General features: G+C 59.5%; 24 protein-coding genes. 4 read left to right on the forward strand and 20 right to left on the reverse strand.

Annotated features, from left to right (window positions below):
* Positions 1-54: 54 nt before the first annotated feature.
* Entirely contained in the window at positions 55-1077 is a 1023-nt protein-coding gene (locus tag ACVDG9_RS19400) for a methyltransferase (protein WP_022998113.1), read from the reverse strand.
* A 288-nt stretch (positions 1078-1365) separates the two neighbouring features.
* Here ACVDG9_RS19400 and ACVDG9_RS19405 point away from each other — a divergent pair, with 288 nt between their 5' ends.
* A complete protein-coding gene (locus tag ACVDG9_RS19405) occupies positions 1366-2262 on the forward strand; it encodes an agmatinase (RefSeq protein WP_447238745.1) in 897 nt (298 codons plus the stop codon).
* 78 nt (positions 2263-2340) lie between these two features.
* On the opposite strand, the gene ACVDG9_RS19410 is transcribed toward ACVDG9_RS19405, so the two are convergent.
* From ACVDG9_RS19410 to ACVDG9_RS19475, 14 genes are all read right to left on the reverse strand, one after another.
* Positions 2341-2820, reverse strand: a complete 480-nt coding sequence (locus tag ACVDG9_RS19410; protein WP_022998115.1) for a GNAT family N-acetyltransferase — start codon at positions 2818-2820, stop codon at positions 2341-2343.
* A gap of 117 nt (positions 2821-2937) precedes the next feature.
* Positions 2938-3600 (reverse strand): 5,6-dimethylbenzimidazole synthase, encoded by a 663-nt coding sequence (bluB, locus tag ACVDG9_RS19415; RefSeq protein WP_296601758.1) that lies wholly within the window; start codon positions 3598-3600, stop codon positions 2938-2940.
* A gap of 7 nt (positions 3601-3607) precedes the next feature.
* Positions 3608-4156, reverse strand: coding sequence for an adenine phosphoribosyltransferase (locus tag ACVDG9_RS19420; protein WP_022998117.1), 549 nt, complete (start codon positions 4154-4156; stop codon positions 3608-3610).
* A gap of 135 nt (positions 4157-4291) precedes the next feature.
* Complete coding sequence (locus tag ACVDG9_RS19425; protein WP_447238746.1) at positions 4292-5170, reverse strand: S-methyl-5'-thioadenosine phosphorylase; 879 nt, start codon at positions 5168-5170, stop codon at positions 4292-4294.
* A 61-nt stretch (positions 5171-5231) separates the two neighbouring features.
* Positions 5232-5723 carry a GlcG/HbpS family heme-binding protein gene (locus ACVDG9_RS19430; protein ID WP_022998119.1) on the reverse strand — a complete coding sequence of 164 codons (492 nt, stop codon included), beginning with the start codon at positions 5721-5723 and terminating at the stop codon, positions 5232-5234.
* A 71-nt stretch (positions 5724-5794) separates the two neighbouring features.
* The gene (locus ACVDG9_RS19435) at positions 5795-6679 is read right to left on the reverse strand and encodes a cytochrome c1 (RefSeq protein ID WP_022998120.1); all 885 of its coding nucleotides are present in this window, start codon (positions 6677-6679) and stop codon (positions 5795-5797) included.
* A 30-nt stretch (positions 6680-6709) separates the two neighbouring features.
* Positions 6710-7975: a cytochrome b gene (locus ACVDG9_RS19440; RefSeq protein WP_022998121.1), complete on the reverse strand. Its 1266-nt coding sequence runs from the start codon at positions 7973-7975 to the stop codon at positions 6710-6712.
* Positions 7976-8000: 25 nt separating this feature from the next.
* A complete protein-coding gene (petA, locus tag ACVDG9_RS19445; RefSeq protein ID WP_022998122.1) occupies positions 8001-8561 on the reverse strand; it encodes a ubiquinol-cytochrome c reductase iron-sulfur subunit in 561 nt (186 codons plus the stop codon).
* Positions 8562-8867: 306 nt separating this feature from the next.
* Entirely contained in the window at positions 8868-10706 is a 1839-nt protein-coding gene (locus tag ACVDG9_RS19450) for an ABC transporter ATP-binding protein (protein ID WP_447238747.1), read from the reverse strand.
* Between the two features lie 2 nt (positions 10707-10708).
* Positions 10709-11137, reverse strand: a complete 429-nt coding sequence (locus tag ACVDG9_RS19455; protein WP_145903536.1) for a hypothetical protein — start codon at positions 11135-11137, stop codon at positions 10709-10711.
* 394 nt (positions 11138-11531) lie between these two features.
* A complete protein-coding gene (locus ACVDG9_RS19460; RefSeq protein ID WP_447238748.1) occupies positions 11532-13394 on the reverse strand; it encodes a putative bifunctional diguanylate cyclase/phosphodiesterase in 1863 nt (620 codons plus the stop codon).
* A gap of 132 nt (positions 13395-13526) precedes the next feature.
* On the reverse strand, positions 13527-14846 hold the full coding sequence (locus ACVDG9_RS19465) for a methyl-accepting chemotaxis protein (RefSeq protein ID WP_022998126.1): 1320 nt from the start codon (positions 14844-14846) through the stop codon (positions 13527-13529).
* A 182-nt stretch (positions 14847-15028) separates the two neighbouring features.
* Positions 15029-15427: a DUF2177 family protein gene (locus tag ACVDG9_RS19470; RefSeq protein ID WP_082444575.1), complete on the reverse strand. Its 399-nt coding sequence runs from the start codon at positions 15425-15427 to the stop codon at positions 15029-15031.
* A gap of 104 nt (positions 15428-15531) precedes the next feature.
* The gene (locus tag ACVDG9_RS19475) at positions 15532-17319 is read right to left on the reverse strand and encodes an ABC transporter ATP-binding protein (protein WP_152507581.1); all 1788 of its coding nucleotides are present in this window, start codon (positions 17317-17319) and stop codon (positions 15532-15534) included.
* A 266-nt stretch (positions 17320-17585) separates the two neighbouring features.
* Here ACVDG9_RS19475 and ACVDG9_RS19480 point away from each other — a divergent pair, with 266 nt between their 5' ends.
* Positions 17586-18068 (forward strand): tRNA (cytidine(34)-2'-O)-methyltransferase, encoded by a 483-nt coding sequence (locus tag ACVDG9_RS19480; RefSeq protein ID WP_447238749.1) that lies wholly within the window; start codon positions 17586-17588, stop codon positions 18066-18068.
* 54 nt (positions 18069-18122) lie between these two features.
* Positions 18123-19049: an oxygen-dependent coproporphyrinogen oxidase gene (gene hemF, locus ACVDG9_RS19485; protein ID WP_022998130.1), complete on the forward strand. Its 927-nt coding sequence runs from the start codon at positions 18123-18125 to the stop codon at positions 19047-19049.
* Between the two features lies 1 nt (position 19050).
* On the opposite strand, the gene ACVDG9_RS19490 is transcribed toward hemF, so the two are convergent.
* The 5 genes from ACVDG9_RS19490 to ACVDG9_RS19510 form a co-directional block, all read right to left on the reverse strand.
* On the reverse strand, positions 19051-20163 hold the full coding sequence (locus tag ACVDG9_RS19490) for an HD-GYP domain-containing protein (protein WP_077292105.1): 1113 nt from the start codon (positions 20161-20163) through the stop codon (positions 19051-19053).
* 108 nt (positions 20164-20271) lie between these two features.
* Positions 20272-21516: a CCA tRNA nucleotidyltransferase gene (locus tag ACVDG9_RS19495; protein ID WP_075282475.1), complete on the reverse strand. Its 1245-nt coding sequence runs from the start codon at positions 21514-21516 to the stop codon at positions 20272-20274.
* A gap of 4 nt (positions 21517-21520) precedes the next feature.
* Positions 21521-21781 carry a DUF6111 family protein gene (locus tag ACVDG9_RS19500; protein ID WP_055655939.1) on the reverse strand — a complete coding sequence of 87 codons (261 nt, stop codon included), beginning with the start codon at positions 21779-21781 and terminating at the stop codon, positions 21521-21523.
* Positions 21781-22431 (reverse strand): CoA pyrophosphatase, encoded by a 651-nt coding sequence (locus ACVDG9_RS19505; protein WP_152509855.1) that lies wholly within the window; start codon positions 22429-22431, stop codon positions 21781-21783. Before ACVDG9_RS19505 ends, ACVDG9_RS19500 begins: the two co-directional genes overlap by 1 nt.
* 39 nt (positions 22432-22470) lie before the next feature.
* Positions 22471-23079, reverse strand: coding sequence for a DUF1285 domain-containing protein (locus ACVDG9_RS19510; protein WP_447238750.1), 609 nt, complete (start codon positions 23077-23079; stop codon positions 22471-22473).
* Positions 23080-23360: 281 nt separating this feature from the next.
* On the opposite strand from ACVDG9_RS19510, the gene ACVDG9_RS19515 reads away from it, so the two are divergent.
* Positions 23361-24380: an AAA family ATPase gene (locus tag ACVDG9_RS19515; protein ID WP_022998136.1), complete on the forward strand. Its 1020-nt coding sequence runs from the start codon at positions 23361-23363 to the stop codon at positions 24378-24380.
* The last annotated feature ends 12 nt before the right edge of the window (positions 24381-24392 follow it).

Consider the following 24392-nt stretch of genomic DNA (forward strand, 5'->3'; position numbering starts at 1 on the left):
AGGCACTGCGGCAAACGGACATCATGCCCATTTGCCGCAGTTTGCCGCGTGATGTTATTCCGGCTTGCGGCCGTGCACCAGCATCGTCATGCCCGGGATCATCACTTCAACCGCGATATCCGTGAAGCCGGCGGCTTCCATCAAGCCGGCAACGTAGGAACTCGTGATCGAACGGGCTTCCGGGTTGAAGGCGGTGTGCTGAAGCTGCCAGAGCGCGGCCAGCTTCGGCCCGTCGCGGTTTTCGTCGACCATGAAATCATGCACCATGAAGTCACTGCCCGGTGTCAGAACCTCGAAGGCCTTGCGCACAAGCCCGGGAATGGCCGTGCCCGGGACACCGGAAAAGAGATAGGACATCAGCACTGCGTCCGCGCTGTCCGGCCATGTGTCCTTCAGGGCATTGCCCGGCGCGTAGCGGATGCGGTCCTGCAGGCCTTCTTCGGCAATGAACTCTTCGCCCACCTTGGCGACATTCGGAAAATCCAGAACGGTTGATCGCAGTCCCGGATACGCCTTGCAAAGCGAAATCGAGAAGGCCCCGGTGCCACCGCCAACGTCCAGCAACTGCTTGGCAGCGGACAGATCCACGAGCTTGGCAAGTCCCCGCCCGGGCCCAAGCGAGCCTGCATGCTGGGACCGGGAATAAAGCCGTGCTTCTTCCGGGTCGCTGAACCAGGTCTCGTAGGAAGCAACCTGGTCGTCCTCCAGACTGTCCGTCAGGGCGTCATTGAGCTGCGTCATGAAGGGGTACATCTGCTTGTCGATCTGAAACCGCAGATAGTCGCCGAAATCATACTTCCGTCCTTTCACCAGAAACGCCTCCGCTGCGGGCGAATTGGTGAAGCCTGCTCCCTCCCGGCGCACCAGCCCGAGGCTCGTAAGCGCGGTCAACAGTGTTGTGGCGCGATCAAGATCAAGCTCGCTTTCTTCAGCAACTTGCTGTGGCGTCAAGGTCTTTTCGGAAAGCAGTGAAAACAAATCTACATGAAGTGCAGAAAAAAGAGCCTTGGAGCCCATAAATCCGAAAGCAATATCTGAAATTTCCTCAGCCGTTTCCAAGGACCTGGCGACGGGCATAAATTATCCTCCTCAGGAATTCTGAGCACAAATGTGCGGAATTTTTCCGTTCAGGAAAAATGAACTTGGGAATGAGCAAGTATAACTATTGTGCGCCGCAATGCAAATTCCGCTCCCCAGCCGGCAAGAGCTGACGCGGGAGCCGGTTTTTGTCCTTGAACTTTGGCAGACCCCGGCCTTCGATTAAGCTGAGGCCGATGCTGTCAGGCATCGAAAGCATTCTCAAACGCCTGGGAATTTGCCTTTCTGCAGTATACCGCCCGCAAGAAACCGAACAGGACCGACCGAGTGCCTTTTCTCGACTTTCCCGCACAGCTTCCGGAAAACCGGACACCACGTGCTGTGATCTTCGGTGCCGGACACGGCAGCACTTACCCTGGCAAGGACAGCAGCGGGTACACCGGAGCCGCCGATGCCATTCGCGCAGCCAGTCAGGAAGATGCCGGCCTCGTCGGCCACTGGGACTTCGATCTCGGCGGACCGCTATTCGAGGGTCAGCCGGTTTGCTGCACCGACATCGGCAATATCGACACCCGGCTGCACGACAACGCAGGCAACCGGGCACGGATCGAGGCACAAACACGCTCGATCCTGGCACTGCCAGCCATTCCGATCCTGCTTGGCGGTGATGATTCCCTACCGATCCCCTTCCTCGCCGCCTTCGCTGATCAGGGACCCCTATGGGTGCTGCAGATAGATGCCCATATCGACTGGCGCGATGAGGTCGACGGCGAGCGCTACGGCTACTCCAGCCCGATGCGCCGCATCAGCGAGATGCCACATGTTGCGGGCCTCGTTCAGGTTGGCCTGCGTTCCGTCGGCAGCGCCGGCATAAACGAAATCGAGGCTGCACAATCCTATGGCAGCCGCTTTGTCACAGCGCGCGAGGTCCACGCAGAAGGTATCTCGGCCGCATTGAGGCATATTCCGCAAGGCGCGCGCTGCGTCGTCACGCTGGACTGTGACGGCCTCGACCCGGCCATCATGCCCGGCGTTGCCGCGCGCACGCCCGGCGGGCTCACCTACACGCAGGTGATCGATCTGATTGCGGGGCTGGGCAGACGCGCAAGGATCGTTGGGTTTGACCTGGTCGAATTCTACCCGCCAAACGATATCGACGGCCTCAGTGCGCTGACCGCCTCAAGACTTTTGGTCAACGCCGTCGGTGCGATCGTCCGGCAATAACAGGATGCTCGGACACGTGTTCGGGCTGGCAAGACCGATGCAGAAAAGGTTGGAAAGAAAGGGGATGTCGCCAGCACCTCAAAGGCTGCGGGCAAACAGGACTTCGTCGCGGATTTCGATACCGTAGTCGCCACGCAGCGGGATTTCCGGCTTCTTCTCGCGCTCGGCGTCGATGACACCTTGCGCGATCCGCTCCAGACGGAAGCCGCGCCGTTGATAGAAGCGGAAGGCGTCGAGGTTGTCGTTGGACGTACGGACGGTCAGCCGGTTGATGCCGGACGCCTTTGCTTCATCGACCACCGCGTTCAGCAGCAGTGTTCCGGTGCCACCCCAGCGGCTGAGCGAGTCCAGCGTGAGGATTTCCCATTCGCTTTCCCGCTTGATCAGCGTCACGAGCCCCACAAGATCGTCGCCTGCGTAGGCAACATAACCCGGCAGGCTCGACGCATCGACGATCTCGCCGTCCAATAGCATTTCGGGGCCTGCCCATCGGTCTGCCAGAAGCTGGAACACAGCTTCCTTGTCTTCCTCGTTGATCCGTCGGATGATCACGCTCATGGTCTGCCCTGCCTCCAGATCAGCGGCCCTTCAATCGTCGCCAATTGAACAAGCATTTGCCGATCGCTTCCATAATTTGCGAGCATCCTTTCTGCGGTCGTCTGGCCGCAGGATGCCCTATCGGTGAATGACGCGGGATGCCAGAGGCGTGCGCGCCTGCCAACGCGCTCGCTCCAGCTCCGGGTCGATATGCTCTTCTTCCGGATAACCGACGCATAGATAAGCCACGAGGCGCCAACCGGCGTCAACCTGCAGCGCCTCTGTCACCGCGTCCGGATCAAGGATCGACACCCAGCCAACCCCGACACCTTCGGCACGAGCCGCCAGCCAGAATGTGTGGATCATGCTTACCGTGGAATAGGCCAGCGTTTCCGGCATGGTCAGCCGGCCCAGTCCGTGGCCCTGTTCCGGGTCGTCGTCGCAGAAAATCGCCAGATGCACGGGGGCTTCCTTCAGCCCCGCCAGCTTGAGCTGGCGATAGGCGAGCGCCTTGTCGTCACTGTAGGTCCTGGCGGCTTCTTCATTTTCCGCTTCGAAGCTCGCGATGATCCGCCCACGCGCCTCGGCGCTGTCGACAACAACAATTCGCCAGGGTTGACTGTTGCCAACAGAGGGGGCGAGGTCTGCCAGTTGCAGAAGATGGTCGAGAGCGCCTGCCGGCAACGGCTCCTGCTTGAAACGGCGCACGTCCCGTCGCCATTTCAGAAGGGTCTCGAAATCCTTCTGAAATTTCTCTGAAAAGTCCGGTATCACGTCTCTGCCCTCGGCTCCTCCCGCCATGACAGACCTAGTGACCCGGAAATTCCACGAGGGTGCGCACTGGAACGTTCATCGCTTCCAGTTTCTTGCGCCCGCCGAGATCTGGCAGATCGACGATAAAGCACGCCGACTCGATGTTGGCGCCCATGGACCGCAACAATTTGCAGGCAGCCTCTGCCGTTCCACCGGTAGCAATCAGGTCGTCAACCAGGATGACACGGTCGCCCGGCTTGATCGCATCCTTGTGCATCTCCATCTCATCCAGACCATATTCCAGGGAATAGGCGATCCGGACGGTTTCGTGCGGAAGCTTGCCCTTCTTCCTGATCGGCACGAAGCCAGCGGACAGCTGGTGCGCGACCGCGCCCCCGAGAATGAAACCGCGCGCCTCGATGCCCGCAATCTGATCGACCTTGGAGCCGGCCCAGGGCTGCACCAGGGCATCGACCGCCCGGCGGAAGGCACGGGCATCGCCGAGCAGCGTCGTGATATCCCGGAACAGGATGCCCTCTTTCGGATAGTCCTTGATCGTGCGGATTGCACTGACAAGTTCATCCTGAATGGTCTGTGCGGTCATCGGGATATCTCTCTGTTAAAATAGTTCCAGGCATCTGCCCCGGCCGGTGGTTATAACAAGTTTGACCTGCCGGTCGAAGCAATTTCGCTTTGTCTCAAGGGGTTATGCCGGCCACACTTTCGGCCGGCAATCCGGTCAGGTCCGGTTCAGGATCCGTCCTGCGACAGCGTCGAGCTTCGCCACCAGCGCCGGGTCGCGTTTGTCCGGTGCGGTCATCATGGCAAACTCCAGCGCAGTATCGGACCCGGCCGGGCAGGACTGATGTTCGCGCGGCAGATCCCTAGCGACACGGGCAACAAGCCTCTGGGCGTTTTCCGCGTTCTCGTGAAGAACCTTGATGATGGCCTGAATATCGACTTCGCCGTGGTCCGGGTGCCAGCTGTCATAATCGGTGACCATCGCAATGGTGGCGTAGGAAATCTCCGCCTCGCGGGCAAGCTTTGCTTCCGGCATGTTGGTCATGCCGATGACGTCGCAGCCCCAGGACCGGTAGAGCTGGCTTTCCGCAAGAGAAGAGAACTGCGGGCCTTCCATGGCCAGATAGGTGCCGCCCTTGGCATAGGCGAGGCCTTCCGCTTTCGCGGCTGCCGCCACTGCATCGACCAGCTTCGGGCTGACCGGTGTCGCCATGGACACATGCGCGACACAGCCGGTACCGAAGAAACTCTTCTCCCGCGCAAACGTCCTGTCGATGAACTGGTCCACCAGCACGAAGGTGCCCGGAGCATGTTCTTCCTTGAGCGATCCGCAGGCAGAGACAGACAGAAGATCGGTGACATCGCAGCGCTTCATCACGTCGATGTTGGCGCGGTAGTTGATGGTTGTCGGCGAATAGACGTGTCCGCGCCCATGACGGGGCAGGAAAACCACCTTGAGACCATCAATGGTGCCGATACGCACTTCATCGGACGGCGTGCCCCAGGGGCTGTTGACGGCGATCCATTCGGAGTTTTCCAGACCCGGAAGGTCGTAGATTCCAGACCCGCCGATAATGCCCAATACTGCGTCTGCCATAACCACTCCAAACAGATTCAAAATCAATTCCTGCGGGACACAGGCCCGCATCAGCGATGGTTTATTTCAATTGATCCGCGATGGCGTCAAGCCCGGCCTTGGCGCATTTCGCCTCGTTCTCGCCGCCACCGCCTCCGGCAACGCCAATCGCTCCGAGAAGCATTCCGGTCGCCGAGACGATGGGCAGCCCCCCAGCCAGAGGCAACGCCCCTGGAATAGCTGCAAGACTGGCCTCTCCGCCCGGTCCGGCGAGCGAACCAAGATCCGAACTGGGAAGATTGAATGAAGCGGCGGTCCAGGCCTTGCGACGGGCGGTTTCGGCAACATGCGCACCGCCCATGTTGCTGCGCAGTGTCACTTGCTCGACGCCGAAACGGTCCACCACGGAAGCTCCGGCCTGAAAACCTGCCTCGTTGCAGACCTCGACGGCTCGCAGCGCAGCGCGCATGGCAAGATGCATGTCCAGAACCTCGACCATGTGGGTTGCGGCCGATTGCGAATTTGCGGGGACAGGAAGCAGGAGAATTGCCAGAAACATCAATGCGCGGCGCATTGCATTACCCCTCAAAGAAAAAGCCGCCGGAAGGTCCGGCGGCTTTCATCATGCACTTAGGCGGCAATCAATCAATGCTCAACGTTGCGCCACAGTTTCTTCTTCGTGAAGTAGAGCATGCCGGCGAAGACGATCAGGAAGATCATGACCCGGAAGCCGATCTTCTTGCGCTCTTCCAGATGCGGCTCGGCGGCCCACATCATGAATGCAGCGACGTCATGCGCATACTGGTCGACCGTCATCGGTGTGCCGTCGGTGTATTCGACCAGCTCGTCGGACAGCGGTGCGGCCATGCCGATCGGACCACCTGTCAGATGCTCGTGCGCACAAGCTTCAGCGGTAACGGAACCACCCAGGAATGCCGGGTTGTAGTTGCCGGTGAAGTCCTCACCCAGACATGCCGGGTTTTCTTCCGGATAGCTGGTGAGAAGCGCGTAGATGTAATCCGGGCCCTGCTCCTGATACTGGGTGAAGGCATCGAAGACGAACCACGGGAAACCGCGGTGCGCCGCACGGGCCTTTGCCAGCAGCGAGAAGTCCGGCGGGTAAGCGCCGCCGTTGGAAGCGCGGGCAGCCTGCTCGTTCGGGAACGGAGACGGGAACTTGTCCGCCAGAATACCCGGACGCTCATACATGTCGCCGTCGTCGTTCGGACCGTCGATGACGGTGTACTCGGACGCGATCTGCTTGGCCTGGTCTTCGGTGAAGCTCGGGCCACCGTCTTCAGCAAGGTTACGGAAAGAAACCTGCTTCAGGCCGTGGCACGAAGCACAGACTTCCCGGTAGACCTTGAAGCCACGCTGCAGCTGGCCACGGTCGTAGAAACCGAACGGACCCGAGAAGGACCACTGCTCCCGCTCGATGTGCGGGGCGTTGCCTGCTGCGAAGACCGGGGTCGCGATGGCGACAGCCGCCACCGCAGCGAAGGAACGAACCATTTTGATCATGGTGCTCATTGTCTCAATTAACTCCTGATCCGGGCCGCGTTACTTCGTTTCCGGTGCTGAAGTCGCACCAGCCGGTTTGCCGGCTCCGCCCTTCAGAACCGCTTCGGAAATCGAGGCCGGCAAGGGCCGCGGTTTTTCCAGGAACCCGAGCATCGGCAGGATGATCAGGAAGTGGGCGAAGTAGTAGGCGGTGCAGACCCGGGCGAGCAGAACGTAGGTGCCTTCGGCCGGCATGGCGCCGAGATAGCCAAGCGCAACGGCGTTGGCAGCGAAGATCCAGAAGAACTGCTTGAACAGCGGGCGGTAGGTGCCGGAGCGAACCTTGGACGTGTCAAGCCAGGGCAGAACGAACAGAACTGCAATGGCACCGAACATGGCGACAACACCGCCGAGCTTGTCCGGGATGGCGCGCAGGATCGCGTAGAACGGCAGGAAGTACCATTCCGGAACGATGTGCGCCGGGGTCACGAGCGGGTTTGCTTCGATGTAGTTGTCCGGGTGACCCATGTAGTTGGGCACGTAGAAGACGAACCATGCGAACAGGATCATGAACACAATGATCGCGAACAGATCCTTGATCGTGTAGTACGGGTGGAACGGAACCGTGTCCTGCTTGGTCTTCGGCTGAACGCCTGTCGGGTTGTTGTTACCCGTGGTGTGGAACGCCCACACGTGCAGGATAACGACACCGAAGATCATGAACGGCAGCAGGTAGTGCAGCGAGAAGAAGCGGTTCAGAGTCGGGTTGTCGACCGCGAAACCACCCCACAGCCAGGTGCGGATTTCTTCGCCGACCAGCGGAATGGCCGAGAACAGGTTGGTGATAACCGTTGCGCCCCAGAAGGACATCTGGCCCCACGGCAGCACGTAGCCCATGAAGGCGGTGCCCATCATGATCAGGAAGATGATCACGCCGAGAATCCAGGAGATCTCGCGCGGCGCCTTGTAGGAACCGTAATAAAGACCACGGAAGATGTGGATGTACACGGCGATGAAGAACATCGACGCGCCGTTTGCATGCAGGTAACGCAGCATCCAGCCGAAGTTCACGTCGCGCATGATGTGCTCGACGCTGTTGAAGGCTGCATCGGTGCTTGGCGTGTAGTGCATCACCAGCACGATACCGGTGATGATCTGCGCGATCAGCACGAAGAACAGGATGCCACCGAAGGTCCACCAGTAGTTCAGGTTCTTCGGCGTCGGGAAATCAACAAAAGAGCCGCGAACGAGCGAGATGACCGGCAGGCGGCTTTCCAGCCACTTTGCCGGAGCGCTCTGCGGTACATAGTTTGAATGTCCAGCCATGGCTGTCTCCTAAAAATCTATGCCGTTAGCCGATCTTGATCGTCGAGTCGCTGACGAACTCGAGCGGCGGAATCAGCAAATTCTCGGGAGCCGGGCCCTTACGGATACGGCCGGCGGTGTCGTAGTGAGACCCATGGCACGGGCAGAACCAGCCGCCGAAGTCGCCGGAGCTGCCGATCGGCACGCAGCCGAGGTGGGTACAGATACCGACCTGGACGAGCCATTTCTCGTTGCCTTCGACGCCACGGTTGGCGTCAGACGCTTCCGCGTCCGCCGGCAGGTTAGAATTTCGTGCAAGCGGGTCGGGAAGATCAGCCAGGGGAACAGCCTTGGCTTCTTCCACTTCCGTTTCGGTACGGTTGCGGATGAATACCGGCTTACCGCGCCATTTGACTGTAATCGACTGCCCCTCTTCCACGGCAGAGATATCCACCTCGATGGAAGCCAGAGCCAATGCGGAGGCATCCGGGTTCATCTGATCGATGAACGGCCATGCCAGCGCGCCAGCGCCAACGACGCCCATGGCGCCGGTCGCAATATAGAGGAAATCGCGGCGGGTCGGTTCCGCCTGATCCGTATGTGCCAAGGTCGCGTCCTCTCGAAACCTGTTCAACCTGTACCGAAAGCCCGCATCACGTCCGGGACCCCTTCTTTGCCCAAGAAGGGAACGGAACCATGCCGGGCTCATCGGGGGCCGGATACGGGCTATTCCGCACCGGCCAAGCGGCTTGTCTTTTTGCACCCTTCGAAACGCTTGTCCAGTTCAACAAACGCCTCGAAACGCATATGTCGCAGGCAAAACAATCGCCGCGCCGCTTTTCTGCCCTTTTTTGGGGAATGAGTGCAAGAGCGGAATCCGATTGAATCCCGCTCTTGCCATTGGTCTTTGGATTTAGGCGGCCTGAACCGAGGACAGAAAGCCCCCCGACTGGTGCTCCCAGAGCTGTGCGTAAAGTCCGCCCCGCTCCAGAAGTTCCTGATGGGACCCCTCCTCGATGATTCGACCCTTGTCCATCACGATCAGCCGGTCCATGGCCGCGATCGTGGACAGACGGTGGGCAATCGCAATCACCGTCTTGCCCTGCATCAGATCGAACAGGCTCTCCTGAATGGCCAACTCCACTTCACTGTCGAGAGCGGATGTCGCCTCATCGAGCGCCAGGATCGGCGCATCCTTCAGCAGGGTTCGGGCAATGGCCACCCGCTGGCGCTGGCCACCGGACAGCTTGACGCCCCGCTCGCCGACATGGGCATCGAGACCCTTGCGGCCCTCCATGTCCTCCAGCTCGTCGACGAAGGACAGTGCATGTGCTTTTTCAAGCGCTGCCAGCACCTCTTCCCGCGTCGCATCCGGACGGCCATAGGCCACGTTGTCGAAGATCGACCGATGCAGGAGCGAGGTATCCTGCGTCACCACACCAACCTCGGCCCGGATGTCGTCCTGACGGACATTGGCGATGTCCTGGCCATCGATCAGGATCCGGCCGCCTTCCAGGTCGTAGAAGCGCAGGATCAGGTTGACCAGCGTCGACTTGCCTGCGCCCGACCGGCCGATCAGACCGATCTTCTCACCCGGATGGATCGTCAGGCTGAGGTCCTCGATCACCCCGGCTTCCTTGCCATAATGGAACCGGATGCGATCGAAACGGATCTCGCCCTGCCCGACCTCGAGCGCCTTGGCGTTCTTGACGTCCATCACCTCGCGTTCCCGCGAAATGGTGGAGATGCCATCCTGCACGGTGCCGATGTTCTCGAACAATCCTGCAAGCTCCCAAAGAATCCAGTGGGACATCCCCTGAAGACGCAGCACGAAGGCAACCGCAATGGTGACTTCGCCGATGGTCACAGTGCCGGCCTGCCACAGAATGATCGAAAGACCACCGACGGAGGTCAGCAGCAGCATGTTGATGAACACCAGTACGATATTCAGTCCCGTCACCAGCCGCATCTGCAGGAAGACCGTCTTCAGGAAGCCAAGCATCGACGTGCGCGCATAGGCTTCTTCGCGCTCCGCATGGGAGAACAGCTTCACCGTGGTGATGTTGGTATAGGCATCAACCACGTGACCGGTCATCAGGGAGCGCGCATCAGCCTGCTCCTTCGACACGTCCCGCAACTTCGGAATGAAGAAGCGGATCGTGAGCAGATAGGCACAGATCCACACCAGGAACGGCAGGCTGAGCCAGATATTGGCTCCCGCAACCACGATCACGGCCGCGGTGAAGTAGACTGCGACATAGACCATGATATCGGCCATGCGCGAGACGACTTCACGCACGCCAAGCGCTGTCTGCATCAGTTTCGTTGCGATCCGGCCCGCGAAATCGTTCTGATAGAACGACACGCTCTGGCGCAGCAGGTATCGATGCACCCGCCAGCGGATGGACATGGGATAGTTGCCCATCAGCCCCTGGTGAAACAGCAGCTGCCAGATAACCTCCAGCAGCGGGCGCAGCACCAGCAGGATCACCAGCATGAAGAGGAGCGTGCGCCAGTTCTGACTGACGAACGTATCCGGATCGGATTTTTCAAGCCAGGTGACCAGGTCGCCCAGGAACGTGAAGATATAGACTTCCACGATCGCAACCAGCGTGCCGAGAAGCGACACACCGGCCAGGATCGGCCAGACAGGTTTGGTGTAGTACCAACAGAAGGCCCAGAATCCCTTCGGGGGCACTTCGAGAACAGTCTTCTCGAAGGGGTCCACGAGTTTTTCGAAACGCTCGAACATGATTACCTCTCGGCCCCGCTCAACCGTAACACATTGAGATGCACCAGGGCATCGTCAGTGCGCACAGGTTTTCTATGCGGGCGAATTATGCGGCCAGTCGCAAACAGCAGGAGACTGGCGATGAAACTTGTAAAGGCGAGAGCCACGATGAAGGTGCCCCAGAAAAGCGCGCCGAGTTCATCGGCAAACTGCGTTACCGGTATGTGTCGGCCGGCAATTTCCAGAGCCTCGATCCGGCTCAGATTGAAGACGATGACCGGAATGAAGAACACGACGGCGATCGCAAAAGTGGTTCCCAGAAAGACGCCGGCGGCGACAGCGGCACGCATCGCACGGCGGGGAAAAGCCTGTCGTGGCTCTTCTGGTAAAGACACTTCAATATCCGGACGGCCTGTCGCTGGGGACAGGTCCGGCGTGAAATGGAATGACATCGGATCATCTCCGAAATGGGATCGTAAACGTGGTGACGGCAGACACGCGCGGCAACGCATGCAGCTCAATGGGAACGGCTTCAGCCGGTCACCGCAAAAGTCAGGAATTTGAAGAAGGTCTGTGGCTTCCTAGCGGAAGCGGACAGTGATACCTGGGCAAGCCTGGAGAGCGGCATATGGGTGGATCATGCAGCGATCTGTCATTTAGTGCCCTCCTGGTTGCGCAGCCGGGCGGCTGCTGGGGAAACAAAGCCAACCACCATGAGTTGACTGGGGATGTTGGTACCTGCTTTCGGAGAACTTGAAAAGCAAAAATGCGTCAAATTGCAGCACGAAATATCGATCTGTTGCCCATCGGCCACAGACCCCCAAACCTCTCCCAACGGCAGAGAGCTTAGGACTGATACTCCAGCAGCTCGAACTCGCGCATATGAATTTCCGCTTCATGTGGCGATAGCGGATCCGCAATGACCTTGCCCTGCACCGTCGTGCAGCCGAATTGCTTGAGCAGATCGACCTGCTTTGTCGTATCGACCCCCGCCGCGGAAATCTTCAGCCCCAGATTGCCGGCAAGCCGGGTGACCGACTGAACCAGCTGCCGTTTTTCCTTGCTGTCCTCAAGCCCTGCAATAAGCATCGGACACAGCTTCAATCGATCCGCGTTCAGATAGATAAGCTGACCGGCACCGCCATGTCCGCCGCCGAACTTGTCCAGGGCAACCCTGCAACCGATTTCCCTCAGAAGGTCGACGGATCCGGCGAGGCCGTCCGGTTCGTCGAAACGGATGATTTTTTCGTCCAGCTCGACCACGATGTCGTCGGTCTTGAAACCAGCCTCACAGGCAGCCTGACGAAGTTGTTCAACGAAGCCTTTTTCCTTCAGGCTGGCTCCGCTCAGGTTCACCGACAGGAAGAACGCCGTATTCGAGAGCTCTCGAAGTCGCCGGACCTGGGCAAGCCCCTCCAGCAGCGCGAAACGCTCGATCTGGGCGATTCTCTTGACGTCTTCGTGCGTCGACAGAAGGCTGACCGGGTCCACGAGCCCTTCGGAAGGATGCAGCCAGCAGGCCGTAACCTCGTATCCGATGATCCGCCGGCTCTCCAGGTCGTACTGCGGTATCATCATCAAAGACAGACCGCCGTTTTCAAGATCCTCGTCCAGCTGTGCCTGGATCATGCGCCGGTGGCGATGCGCCGCTCCGAGCGCATCCGTGTACCAGGAGATCTGGCTACGGCCCGAGCGCTTGGCGGCATAAAGAGCAATATCGGCGCAATTAATTAGCTCCGACGCACTCGCAGTCGCCGTTTCCGCCAACACTAGCCCGACACTGCCGGCAACCCGCAACTCGTGACGGTCCACTCTCACAGGCTTGGCCAGTCCCTCAAGGATCCGGTTGCCCAGATCTTCCATTTCGCCTGGTCCGGACGGGTTGGCGACCACCGCGACGAATTCATCCCCGCCGATACGTGCGACCAACCCCTTGTTGCCCAGCACACGGCTCATCACCATGGCCACATGGCGCAGCACGGTGTCGCCTGCTCCGTGTCCATGGCTGTCGTTGATGTCCTTGAAGTGGTCCAGATCAAAATGGATGATTCCGATCTGCTCATTGCCGGCCGTACCCTCTGCAACGCGTTCCTTCAGGTAGGCATTCAGCTTGGCCCGGTTGGCAACGCCGGTCAGGTCGTCATGCTCCGCCTGATGTTTCAAACGGATGCGCGCGTTCTCCAGCTCCTTCACATGCTCGACCTGGCTGGTTACATCCCGGCAAATCAGAATGATCTTGGTTTCTTCCAGCGTCTTTCCCTCGACCACAGCAAAGGTCAGCTGGTTCCAGAACAATTCGCCGTTCTTGCGCCGGTTGAGGATCAGCTCTTCGGTTCCCGACCGGAACTTCGTCAGGTCGTAGCGGAAGCTTTCGATCTCGTCCGGGGGGAGCTGGTTTTCCGGCGGCAAGATGAATTCCTGAGGCCGCCGGCCGCGAATTTCCTCAGCGCTGAAACCGGTGATGCGGGAATAGGCCGGGTTCGTCCATTCGATGTGCCCGTCGATGTCCTGCATGACCAGTCCTTCATGGGCATGCTCCACGACAAGCTGAAGGATTGCGGCATCGTTGCCAAATCTGGAAACGTTGGAAGGAGCCGAGCCGTCCCGCTGCTTTCGGCCGCATAAATAGCATACGGCCATGAGAACCAGAGCGGTTCCCAATGCGAGCAGGAGATGTTGACCCGGCACATTCGCTAAGAATTCTGCCATATTCCGTCTTCAGCCAAGATATTAGTTACGCTTACTCTACGGGAGCAAAACTGAACCAATCTCTAAACTGCAAGTGATTTTATTGGGTTACTGTCATTTATACCAATACACAAGGCGTTCCGCGGCTGCCTCTCAGGCAGCCCGCACGCTTTGCAGAAATTGCCGAACCTGTTCTTGCAGGCTGTTTGACAATTGCCCAAGTTCGGCAGCAGCACCGTTCATTTCATCGGTAGCCGTCCGGCTGGTCTCCATAACGTCGCTCAAGGTATCGACGTTTTCGGCCACTTGATCGGAACTAGTCCGCGCCGTCAGAGCATTGCTGCTGATCTCATGGGTGGCCGTTGTCTGTTCCTCGACCGCTTCGCGGATTTTTCCGGAAATCTCGCTGACGCGGCCAATGGTTTCCGCGATCGAACGGATGGCGGTTTCGGAAAGCTCCGCGACTTCCTGCACCGCCGTCACCTGCGCGGAGATGTCTTCGGTCGCCCTGGTCGTCTGCTCGGCAAGGGCCTTGACCTCATTCGCAACAACGGCAAATCCCCGCCCGGCTTCGCCAGCCCTTGCGGCCTCGATGGTCGCATTGAGCGCGAGCAGGTTGGTCTGGCTTGCAATCTGGCTGATCAACTCGACGATTTCACCAATGGCACGGCCCGTTTCCGCAAGCCGACCGACAATCTCGTCGGTTTTCCGGGCTTCCGCCACCGCGGTGCTGGCAATGTCCGTTGCCTGGTCGACGTCCTCACGCACACGGCTCAGCGAACCGGACAACCGGTCTGCCGAACTCGTCACAAAAGCGACGGAACTGCTGGCTTCCGATGTTGCCTGATGCACTTCCTGAACGGCCTGCATGGACGAGTTCACCGCCCTGTTCAGATCTGCCGAATTGCCTTCAACGCTTTTGGCAGCCGTCGACAAGGCAGAAACCACACCGATGACGGACTTCTCGAAATCATCGGCAACATCCTGCATCAGCGCCTTGCGCTCTTCGCTGAGGGCTTCCTGGTGGGCAAGTTCCTGCCTTGCCTGCTCTTTGGCCCGTTCGGCGAGATTGGCCCGGAAAGCGGTCACGGACCGTGCAATGGCTCCGATTTCGTCGCTCCGATGGGCACCGTCGATCTGGATGTCGAGATTGCCTTCGGACAGCATGTCGAGGCCAGTCTGCAACCGGTTCATCGGCCGGGCGAGCCCCACGGCCAGAATGACGGCAAATGCCAGAAAGGCCAGACCGACCGGCAGCACGACCAGACCGATGGTGATCATCTGATCCAGGATAAGCCCGTCGATCTTGCCGGCAACATTGCCTGTCAGAAAGTCCTGCGCACCGGCGGGTGTGCCGATCTTTTCCATGAAGGCCTGGCGGAAGGTATAGAAAGCAAATGCGGTACCGGCCATCATGATGGCGGCAGCCGTCAGAACCATGGCGACGAACCGGCCCTTGATTGAAAGCGTCACGTGGAAACCCCGACAGTAATTTTTCAGCCCCGCTTACGGCCGCTGTTGATCAGCGCCGTTATCGCAAGATGAAACACTACCGCTCTGCACGTAAAAATTCAGTAACGGCCAGTCCTCGGAGAACTACGTAGTCTTGATATTTTTGACGAGACTGTTGTGCCCTGCGTTTCGCGACTAGCGGATCAGGACATCAGCCGGGTGATCGTGAAGCCCGCACCGGCCGAAACCGCGGACAGGACCGTCCCCCAGGCAACGTCGACGAGAACAACGGAAACCGGCCACTCCCTGAGCGTTGCGTAGTTGGTGACGTCGTAAGTGCCGTAGGTGAAAAACCCGAACAGCGCTCCGAAAACAATGGCGGTCACAAGGCTGTCTGCCTTGAGCGCGGGCGCAACCGCGAAGATCACTATGCCGACGACATACACCAGATAGAAAACACTCGCGGCGGCGATGTTGGGCTTTTCCATCATCAGATGGCCGATACGGTCAAGGTAGAACCGGGTGGATACCTGCGTCAGCCAGACGTAGTCCACGGCAAGAAAAACGAGCACTGTTGCGATGTATGCCGTGACGTATTTCAAGATCGGCCCCCTGGTTTTGCACTGCCTTGTTTCGTCGGTTCTACGCCTCGGCAAGAGCACTGGATCAGCAGGAATTGAGCTGAGCTGCTACGGCGAACTTCAACTCAGGCGAATTCGCTTTCCGGTTCCAGAAATCCGCCGGACTGGCGGTGCCAGAGCTGCGCGTAAAGGCCGTCTGCATCTTCCAGGAGCGTCTCGTGTGTCCCCTGCTGAACGATCCGGCCCCTGTTCATGACAATCAGTCGGTCCATGGCCGCGATGGTCGACAGGCGGTGTGCGATCGCGATCACGGTCTTGCCTGTCATCAATCCTTGCAGGTTCTCCTGGATGGCGGCCTCGACTTCCGAATCGAGGGCCGAGGTCGCTTCGTCCAGAACGAGGATCGGAGCGTCTTTCAGGAGCACGCGCGCGATTGCAATGCGCTGACGCTGCCCGCCGGACAGTTTGACACCACGCTCACCTACAAAGGCGTCGAACCCCTTGCGGCCGCGCCTGTCTTCCAGCCTCTGGATGAAACCGGACGCGTGGGCCTTGCGCGTCGCCTCCAGCAACTCTTCTTCACTGGCCGACGTACGGCCATAGAGGATGTTCTCGCGGATCGAACGATGCAGCAAGGACGGATCCTGGGTCACCATGCCAATCGACCGGCGCAGCGATTCCTGGTTCACATCGCGCACGTCCTGTCCGTCGATGAGAACACGCCCCGCCTCCACGTCGAAGAACCGAAGCAGCAAGCTTGTCAGCGTGGTTTTGCCCGCCCCCGACGGGCCGACGATACCGACGCGCTCACCCGGCTGGATCGTCAGGTCGAGATGATCGATGACACCGCCCGCCTTGCCGTAGTGGAACCGGATTTTATCGAACCGCACTTCCCCCTCAGTCACTTTCAGCTCCGGCGCCGCCGGTTTGTCTGTCAGGGTCACTGGCTTGACGATGGTTTCCATGCTGTCCTGCAGCGATCCGAAGTGGCGGAACAGGCCGTTGAGCTGGTTGAACAGCCGGTTCAAAAGGATGTTCAGCCGCAGGATCAGGCTGAGCGTGAAGGCCACATGACCGGCGCTGATGCCGCCGTCCTGCCAGATGGACAGTGCCAGGCCCGCAATCGAAACGATCATCACCCCGTTGACCAGCGTCATGATCATGCGAATTGTGGTCAAAAGCCTGGTGAAGACGCGTATCTTGGCAATCATCGTCTCAACCGAGGCCCGCGCTCCCCGGCTTTCTTCCTCCGATGATCCGAACAGCTTGACCGACTGGATATTGGTGTAGGTATCCACCAGACGTCCGGTCACGCCCGAATAGGCATTTGCCGAATCCTTTGCCGCAGCACGAACCCGTGGCACGAAGATGATGGCGGTTGCAGTGAAACAAAGCAGCCAGATGGCCACGAGTGCACCCAGCCACAGGTCCAGATCCGCGACCAGCACGAGCGTCGTGATGGCATAAACGACAATGAACCAGACCACCTGCAAAAGGTTGGTCATGAAATCGCCCGCCGACATGCCCGACTGCATCACCTTCTGCGACAGGCGCCCGGCGAGATCGTCCTGAAAATAGGAAAGGCTCTGCTTCATCACCCGCTGATGGCACTGCCAGCGCACCAGATTGAAGAACCCGGGCACGATCGCCTGTTCTTCCACCAGCGCCATCAGCGAATTGGTGAGCGTGCGCACGACCAGCACCACGAAGGCCATGGTCATGAGTGTCCAGAAATGATCGGAGAAGAATGTCGCCCGGTTGCCTTCTTCCAGAAGATCCACGATGCGGCCAAGAAAATTGAAGATCGCCACTTCAACAAAGGCGGTCGCACCGCCGATGGCGAGCATGGCGATGAACGGCCAGCGCACCTGCGTGACGAAATACATCAGGAAGGCAAACCCGCCATGGGGCATGTCGGATTTGGACGGCTCCCGGAAAGGATCTATCCAGGATTCAAAAGCGCGAAAGAGCGGGGACACGTGGCGTCTCCATGGAGGCTGGAGCGATTCTTCACGTCATCCTACGCGCCACGCGCGAAATTGGCCCAATGAAAATATGTAACGATTTGCCCCAAACCCGCAGCTCCCGGCCTTGTACCGGGCATTGAAACCGGTCTTCCTGTGACAAATGTTATGCCTGCTGCTATTGAGCCGGTCTCCCCAAACCAGTGCGGATACCCATGCCAGACATTGCCCTTTACCAACCGGACATCCCGCAAAATACCGGAACGATCCTGCGTCTTGCCGCCTGCATGGGCGTAACTGTGCACTTGATCGAACCTGCGGGATTTCCGATCTCCGACAGCGCTTTCAAACGGGCCGGCATGGATTACCTGGAAAGGGCCGCGATGGTCCGCCACATCTCGTTTGCCGCATTCGATGACTGGCGACGTTCGAACAAGCGCAGGCTGATCCTGCTGACGACAAAATCGGAAGTGCCCTACGCGGATTTCGCGTTTCAGCCAGACGACATATTGATGATGGGCCGGGAAAGTTCGGGCGTGCCGGAGGACGTGCACACGCTTGCCGATGCCCGGCTGACGATCCCCATGGCCGACGGCATGCGCTCGCTCAACGTCGCCGTCTCAACAGGCATGGTGCTGGGTGAAGCCTTGCGGCAATCAGGCACATTTCCTAAAAGCCCAGGGTACACTCAAAGATAGCAATCACATGCATGCCCGCCGGCCCGGCAGGCCCCAACCAGTCCAGGCAGTCACATGAACGCACCCACACCTGAAAACCGCGGCGGTCCCATCCCGGACGGCATCGAGGACAAGAAGGCAACCGCACCGGCCTGGTTCAAGGAGTTGCGAGACCGTATTTGCAAGGCTTTTGAAGACCTGGAGGACGAGATCGGCGATCTCGCCGGTCCGCTGGCAGACCAGCCGGCCGGGCGCTTCGAACGCACGCCCTGGGAGCGCACCGACAGCACCGGGGCAAAGGGCGGCGGCGGCGTCATGTCCATGATGCATGGCCGCGTTTTCGAGAAGGTCGGCGTCCATATTTCCACCGTACACGGTGAATTCTCGCCCGAATTTCGCGGTCAGATCCCCGGTGCCAACGAGGATCCGCGCTTCTGGGCCTCCGGCATCAGCCTGATCGCTCACCCGCAGAACCCGCATGTCCCCGCCGTTCACATGAACACCCGCATGGTGGTCACCACCCGTCAGTGGTTCGGTGGCGGCGCAGATCTGACGCCGGTGCTGGACGCACGGCGAACGCAGGACGACCCCGATACCGTTGCCTTTCACGAAGCCATGCGCGCTGCCTGCAACGCACACGATGTTGCCGACTATGATGCCTACAAGGCCTGGTGTGACGACTATTTCTTCCTGAAGCATCGCAACGAAGCGCGCGGGATCGGCGGCATATTCTACGATTACCTCAACAGCGGAACCTGGGAAGACGATTTTGCCTTCACCAGGGATGTCGGCCTGGCCTTCTTGAACATCTATCCGGAACTCGTCCGCCGCAATTTCCAGAAGCCGTGGAGCGACATGGAGCGCGAGGAACAGCTGGTCCGCAGGGGCCGCTACGTGGAGTACAATCTGCTTTACGACCGCGGGACGATTTTCGGACTGAAGACCGGCGGCAACGTTGCCTCGATCCTCTCGTCCATGCCCCCCGTTGTAAAATGGCCCTAGCTCAGAAGGCCGAGGTGCCTTTCACCTTCTGAGGCTGCCGGCTGACTTCGCCGAAATCCCGATCGAGGACCATCTGGGCGAATTGCTTCAGCATGACCTGATCGAGTTTCTTGCCCATCTCCAGCATGACGCCAATGGCAGCGCGAACCGGCATGCCGTCCTTGTAGGACCGGGTCTCGGTAAGCGCTGTGAATATGTCGCAAATGGTCATCAGGCGGACTTTTGGCGAGATCCTGTCTCCCTTCAGCCCATCGGGATAGCCTGATCCATCCAGAAACTCGTGATGCTGGATGGCCATCTTCTTGATGTCGACCGACACTTCGAGCCGCGGTTTCAGAATCTCGCGACCGAACATCGGATGTTTGTCGATAATGGCGCGCTCGGCGTCCGTCAGCTTGTTGGCCTTGTCCAGGATGGTCAGCGGGATGCGCATCTTGCCGATATCATGCAGCAGACCGCCGGCTATCACTTCCTGGCAATCCGCCTTGCTCCAGCCGAGATGCTTCGCAAAAGCCCCGGCGAGACCGGCCACCATCAGGGAATGACAATAGGTTCCACTGTGGTGAGATTGCACGGCTTCCAGCCAGGGTGAGAGACCGTCAAGTGACAGCGACGACAGGATTTCCGCCGCCCCCTCGTTCATCAGGCTGATCTGGATGTTGGATCCTTCCGTTGCAGACAGCGCGATGCTTTCCAGGAAGGAGTTGCCTTTCCTGTAGGCCTCAAGTGTCTTCGCCGGAAGTCCCTTTGGAACGTTGGCAAGCGGGTCGTCGGGAATGATTGCCTTGAGTTTGCGCACCAGAATTGCCAGTGGCGTGTCACGCTCCATGATGTCGGTCTTGCCAAGCGCTGCCGCCTGGATCACTTCACGCCGGTTCTTCTTGGACACCAGGCAGATCACCGGGATTTCCGCAATGCTGGCCCAGGATTTCTTGAGCGCGGTCAGCCCCGCATCAGTCGCGTCCAGCAACTCCACAACGGCGACACGACCATCGCCGACGGTCTTCGCAGACACCTTGGACATGTCGATCAGGCGCGCGGGAAAGAAGAACGGAAGTTTTCTGACCGGAGAATCGAGTGGAAGCGGGCCGTCTGAGATCAGGACAATTTCCATTCATCGCCTCATTGTATTCCGCACACGCCTTCTCACGACAAGTTAACCGGAAAACCCGCCCAACAGGAAATCACCATCACGATGTGACGCAATCTCAATAAGATTTCATTAAGTCGCAGCGCCTGCCCGCGTCAGCAAATCCTGTTTGGAGAGCGAGAAACCGCTGTCGCGCCAATCGGCCTCCAGAGCCTTGAGGCTATCCCCCAACGCGCGCCCGGGTGAGTGCCCGGCTGCAATCAGATCTGCGCCCTTGACCGGGAATTCAGGCACGGCAACCTCCCGCAACCGCTCCAGCAGCCTGCCAAAGATTTCCGTTGGATCTGATCCTTGCGCACGCAACCCCGCCCAGCGCCCCAAAAGGCCGTCGACCGCGCCCTGACGGCCGAACTGATACACCAAGTGCTCGGCTTCGGGCAGACCATCGGCCTGGCGAAGACATTTCATCGCCGCCCAGGCGGTCCGCATCCGGTCCCTTTCGGCATTCGACAGCCGAAGCCGGTCGCTAACGCGCTCCACGTCCTCGCGCACGAAACCGGCAAGCACCACCAGCCCGAGCTCCGGATCGGTCACATCACTTGCGGTGGCTTCCAGGCTGCGCAGGGCCAGGTAATCGTCGATGCGGGCAAGGCCGCCCGTCGCGATTTCCCAAAGGCCGCAATCGTTCATCATTTTCAGTGCGGATCCTGCCAGAGGCGCACGCAGCAGCCGCCGCATCTCGTGGCCGATACGTTCTGCGGACAGATGCCGCAGGCCGTCCCGCTGGCGCAGGCACGCCCCGAGCCCGTCCGCATCCATCTCTCCGGCCCCGTAGGCCGCGTAGATCCGGAAGAAACGGAGGATGCGCAGGTAGTCTTCCTGTATGCGCTTGTCCGGCTCACCAATGAAACGCACACGCCGGTTCAGACAATCGTCCAGCCCACCAAGCGGATCATGCAATCGGCCATCGCAGTCGACATAGAGCGCGTTGAGAGTGAAGTCGCGACGTTCCGCGTCGCGCGTCCAGTTCCTGCCGAAAACGACACGGGCCTGACGGCCGAAGGTTTCCACGTCCTCCCGCAGCGTCGTGACCTCGTAGGGATAGCCGTTGCTGACCACCGTCACCGTACCGTGGTCAATGCCCGTTCCAACCGGCTTCAAACCCGCGGCCAGCGTGCGTTCCATCACCGTTTGGGGCGAGGCAGTCGTCGCGATATCGACATCTGGAACAGGGTGACCGAGTAACGTGTTTCGAACGGCTCCACCGACAACGCGGGCTTCGTCGCCGTCTTGCTCGATCGCCGCAAACACCGCCTGAATACCCGGTGTTTTCAGCCAGTCCGCCTGTTGCAGGATCTGATCGGCAGTCGTTGTCATCGCTTTATTCGTACCGGCCCGGAACAAACACCCCATCGCGCATTTCCGATGGCCGCCAATTGGCCCCATCCGGTGCGTGATCGAAGGATGCCATGCCGACCAGGCCGGTAATGACCAGAACGAGGCCCACCAGCGTGAGCCACGCCATCGGCTTGGCAGACCAGCGGCCAGGCTCGGTGTTGCGCTTGCTCAGCCACAGCCAGAGTCCGTAGGTGATGAAAGGAAGAAGGAAAAGTAACAGATGCAGTATGAACACACGAACCATCAGCGGTAGACCGTTTCGTACAAGGAGCGGATAATGCCCGCGGTGACGCCCCAGATATAACGTTCTCCGAAGGGCATTGCGTAGAAGTAGCGGCGTTTTCCCTGCCACTCGCGGCTGAGTTTCTGATGGTTCGCGGGATCCATCAAAAAGCCCAATGGCACTTCGAAGACGCTCTCGACTTCGCCGGGATTGGGCCGGAAGGCAGCACCGTCTTGAATGGTGCCGACCACCGGGATAACCCGGTATCCCGAACCGGTGAGATAGGGTGCAAGATTGCCGATCAACTCGACGCGCTCCGGAGCAAGGCCGATTTCCTCGTCTGCCTCCCGCAGCGCTGCTTCAACAGGTCCATTGTCAGTCGGATCGATCTTGCCTCCGGGAAGGGCAACCTGTCCCGCATGGGATTTCAGGTGACCGGTTCGCTGCGTCAACACCACATTGGGCCCGTCGCTGCGTTCCACGATACCGATGAGAACTGCCGCATCGCGCGGTGGACCGTCCCACTTTGCATAGGGACCAAGGTCCGGATTGAGAATGTGGTCACCGGTCTCGCGTTCGATGTCGCGAAGCGCCGCATCATCCAGCCGCGTCCTGAACAGGGAAGTCCAGTGCCCGGAATCCGCAGGTGGTTTGGTCAGGAATGCAGTCATGCAATCGGGGTTTCCGGTCGTACGAAACAGTTCATTCGGTCAGTCCTGAACGCTCAGGAAGGCGGGATCTACCGAAAAGAACCGGCCACCGCTCCAGACCCCCATCCGGGTGCCGTCATCTGTTTCCTGCTCTTCCATAAGATCCGCCAGTTGATACATCAGCGCTCTGGTGAACAAGGCTTCCAGGCGCCCTCTGACGTGAACATAGGGTTTCAAACCGTCGCTGTCCGGTTCTTTTTCAAATCGAAGAGGATGGTCCGTACCAACGGCGACCAGATCACCGAGATTTGTCCGCAGCGTGAGCTGCTGCTCTTGCGCCTCGCCTTCCACCGCCATCTCGACGGCCAGAAGCGGGGCATCCTCCACAGTGATCCCGATCTTCTCGACTGGCGTGACCAGATAATGCCGGCCGTCCTCGTCCTTGCGCAGCACTGAGGCAAACAGCTTCACCAGAGGCATGCGGCCAATCGGCGAACCGAAATAATACCACGTGCCATCACGGGCAATGCGGATGTCCAGATCCCCGCAAAACGGCGGATTCCACTTCTCGACCGGAGGTGGTCCCTTGCCGCCCGTGTCCGCCCGGCTCATCAGTGCCTTTAAACCTTCGGGCAGTGCCCCGTCCGTTTTTGCGGTTGCCTCCGCCATGGATGTTTCGCCCTTGTCGTCTTCATCAAGGTACCGGAAATTTTGACAATTCCGCTACCGCCCGGATCTTCTTCGCCTGCTCCCGGCTTCCCGCAGGCCCGACCTTTTCCCCAAAGTGAGGAAAGATTCTTGGACCTTTCCACTGTATGGCGCACAATTGCGCCTTATCTACTGATTTATATGGTGTCAGACTGCTTGAGTCGCAGCAACAAAGGTCAGGGGTGTTGTTAGCCCCAGGGCCGGACAGGCAGTCGAAACGTAGATTGCGGGAAAGGTGATCCATGAGCGTTATTTCTCCCTCCAGCCCAAGCGAAGAAGATCTCGCCGCCGTCGCCGAACAAGCCGAACGTGCCGTCAACCGGATCAGCGATGCCAAGGTCGATATCGCCCGGATCATCTTCGGTCAGGAAAATGTGGTGGAGCAGTCGCTCGTCACCATATTGGCTGGCGGCCACGGCCTTCTTGTGGGTGTGCCCGGCCTTGCCAAGACCAAGCTGGTGGAAACGCTCGGCACCGTTCTGGGCCTCGACGCCCGGCGCATCCAGTTCACGCCAGACCTGATGCCGTCCGACATTCTCGGTGCCGAAGTGATGGAACAAGGTGCCGACGGCAGCCGCTCGTTCCGCTTTATTCCCGGTCCAGTTTTCTCTCAGTTGCTGATGGCTGACGAAATCAACCGTGCCAGCCCGCGCACCCAGTCGGCGCTTCTGCAGGCCATGCAGGAGTATCATGTGACCGTCGCCGGGCACCCGCACGACCTGCCGCGCCCCTTCCACGTGCTTGCCACGCAGAACCCGCTCGAACAGGAAGGCACCTACCCGCTGCCGGAAGCCCAGCTCGACCGGTTCCTGATGCAGATCGACGTGCATTACCCGGATCTTGAAGCCGAACGCCGGATCTTGCTGGAAACCACCGGTGCCGATCAGGCCAAGGCCCAGGTAGCCATGCGCGCGGAAGAACTGATGGAATACCAGCAGCTCGTTCGTCGCATGCCGGTAGGCGAATCCGTTGTTGAAGCAATCCTGAAGCTTGTGCGCTCCGCACGCCCGGACAACAGCTCCGCACCTTCCGATCTCACCAACCTGATCGCCTGGGGTCCGGGACCGCGTGCCAGCCAGGCACTGATGCTGACTGTCAGGGCCCGCGCGCTTGTCGACGGGCGTCTCGCACCTTCCGTCGACGACGTCTTGGCTCTTGCCGAACCGGTTCTTCAGCATCGCATGGCGCTGACGTTTGCGGCCAGAGCCGACGGTCACACCGTTCGCGACGTCATTCGACGGGTCAAGGAACTGATCGCCTGATCCCCTCCCCTT

Source organism: Roseibium sp. RP-7, from assembly GCF_053005225.1.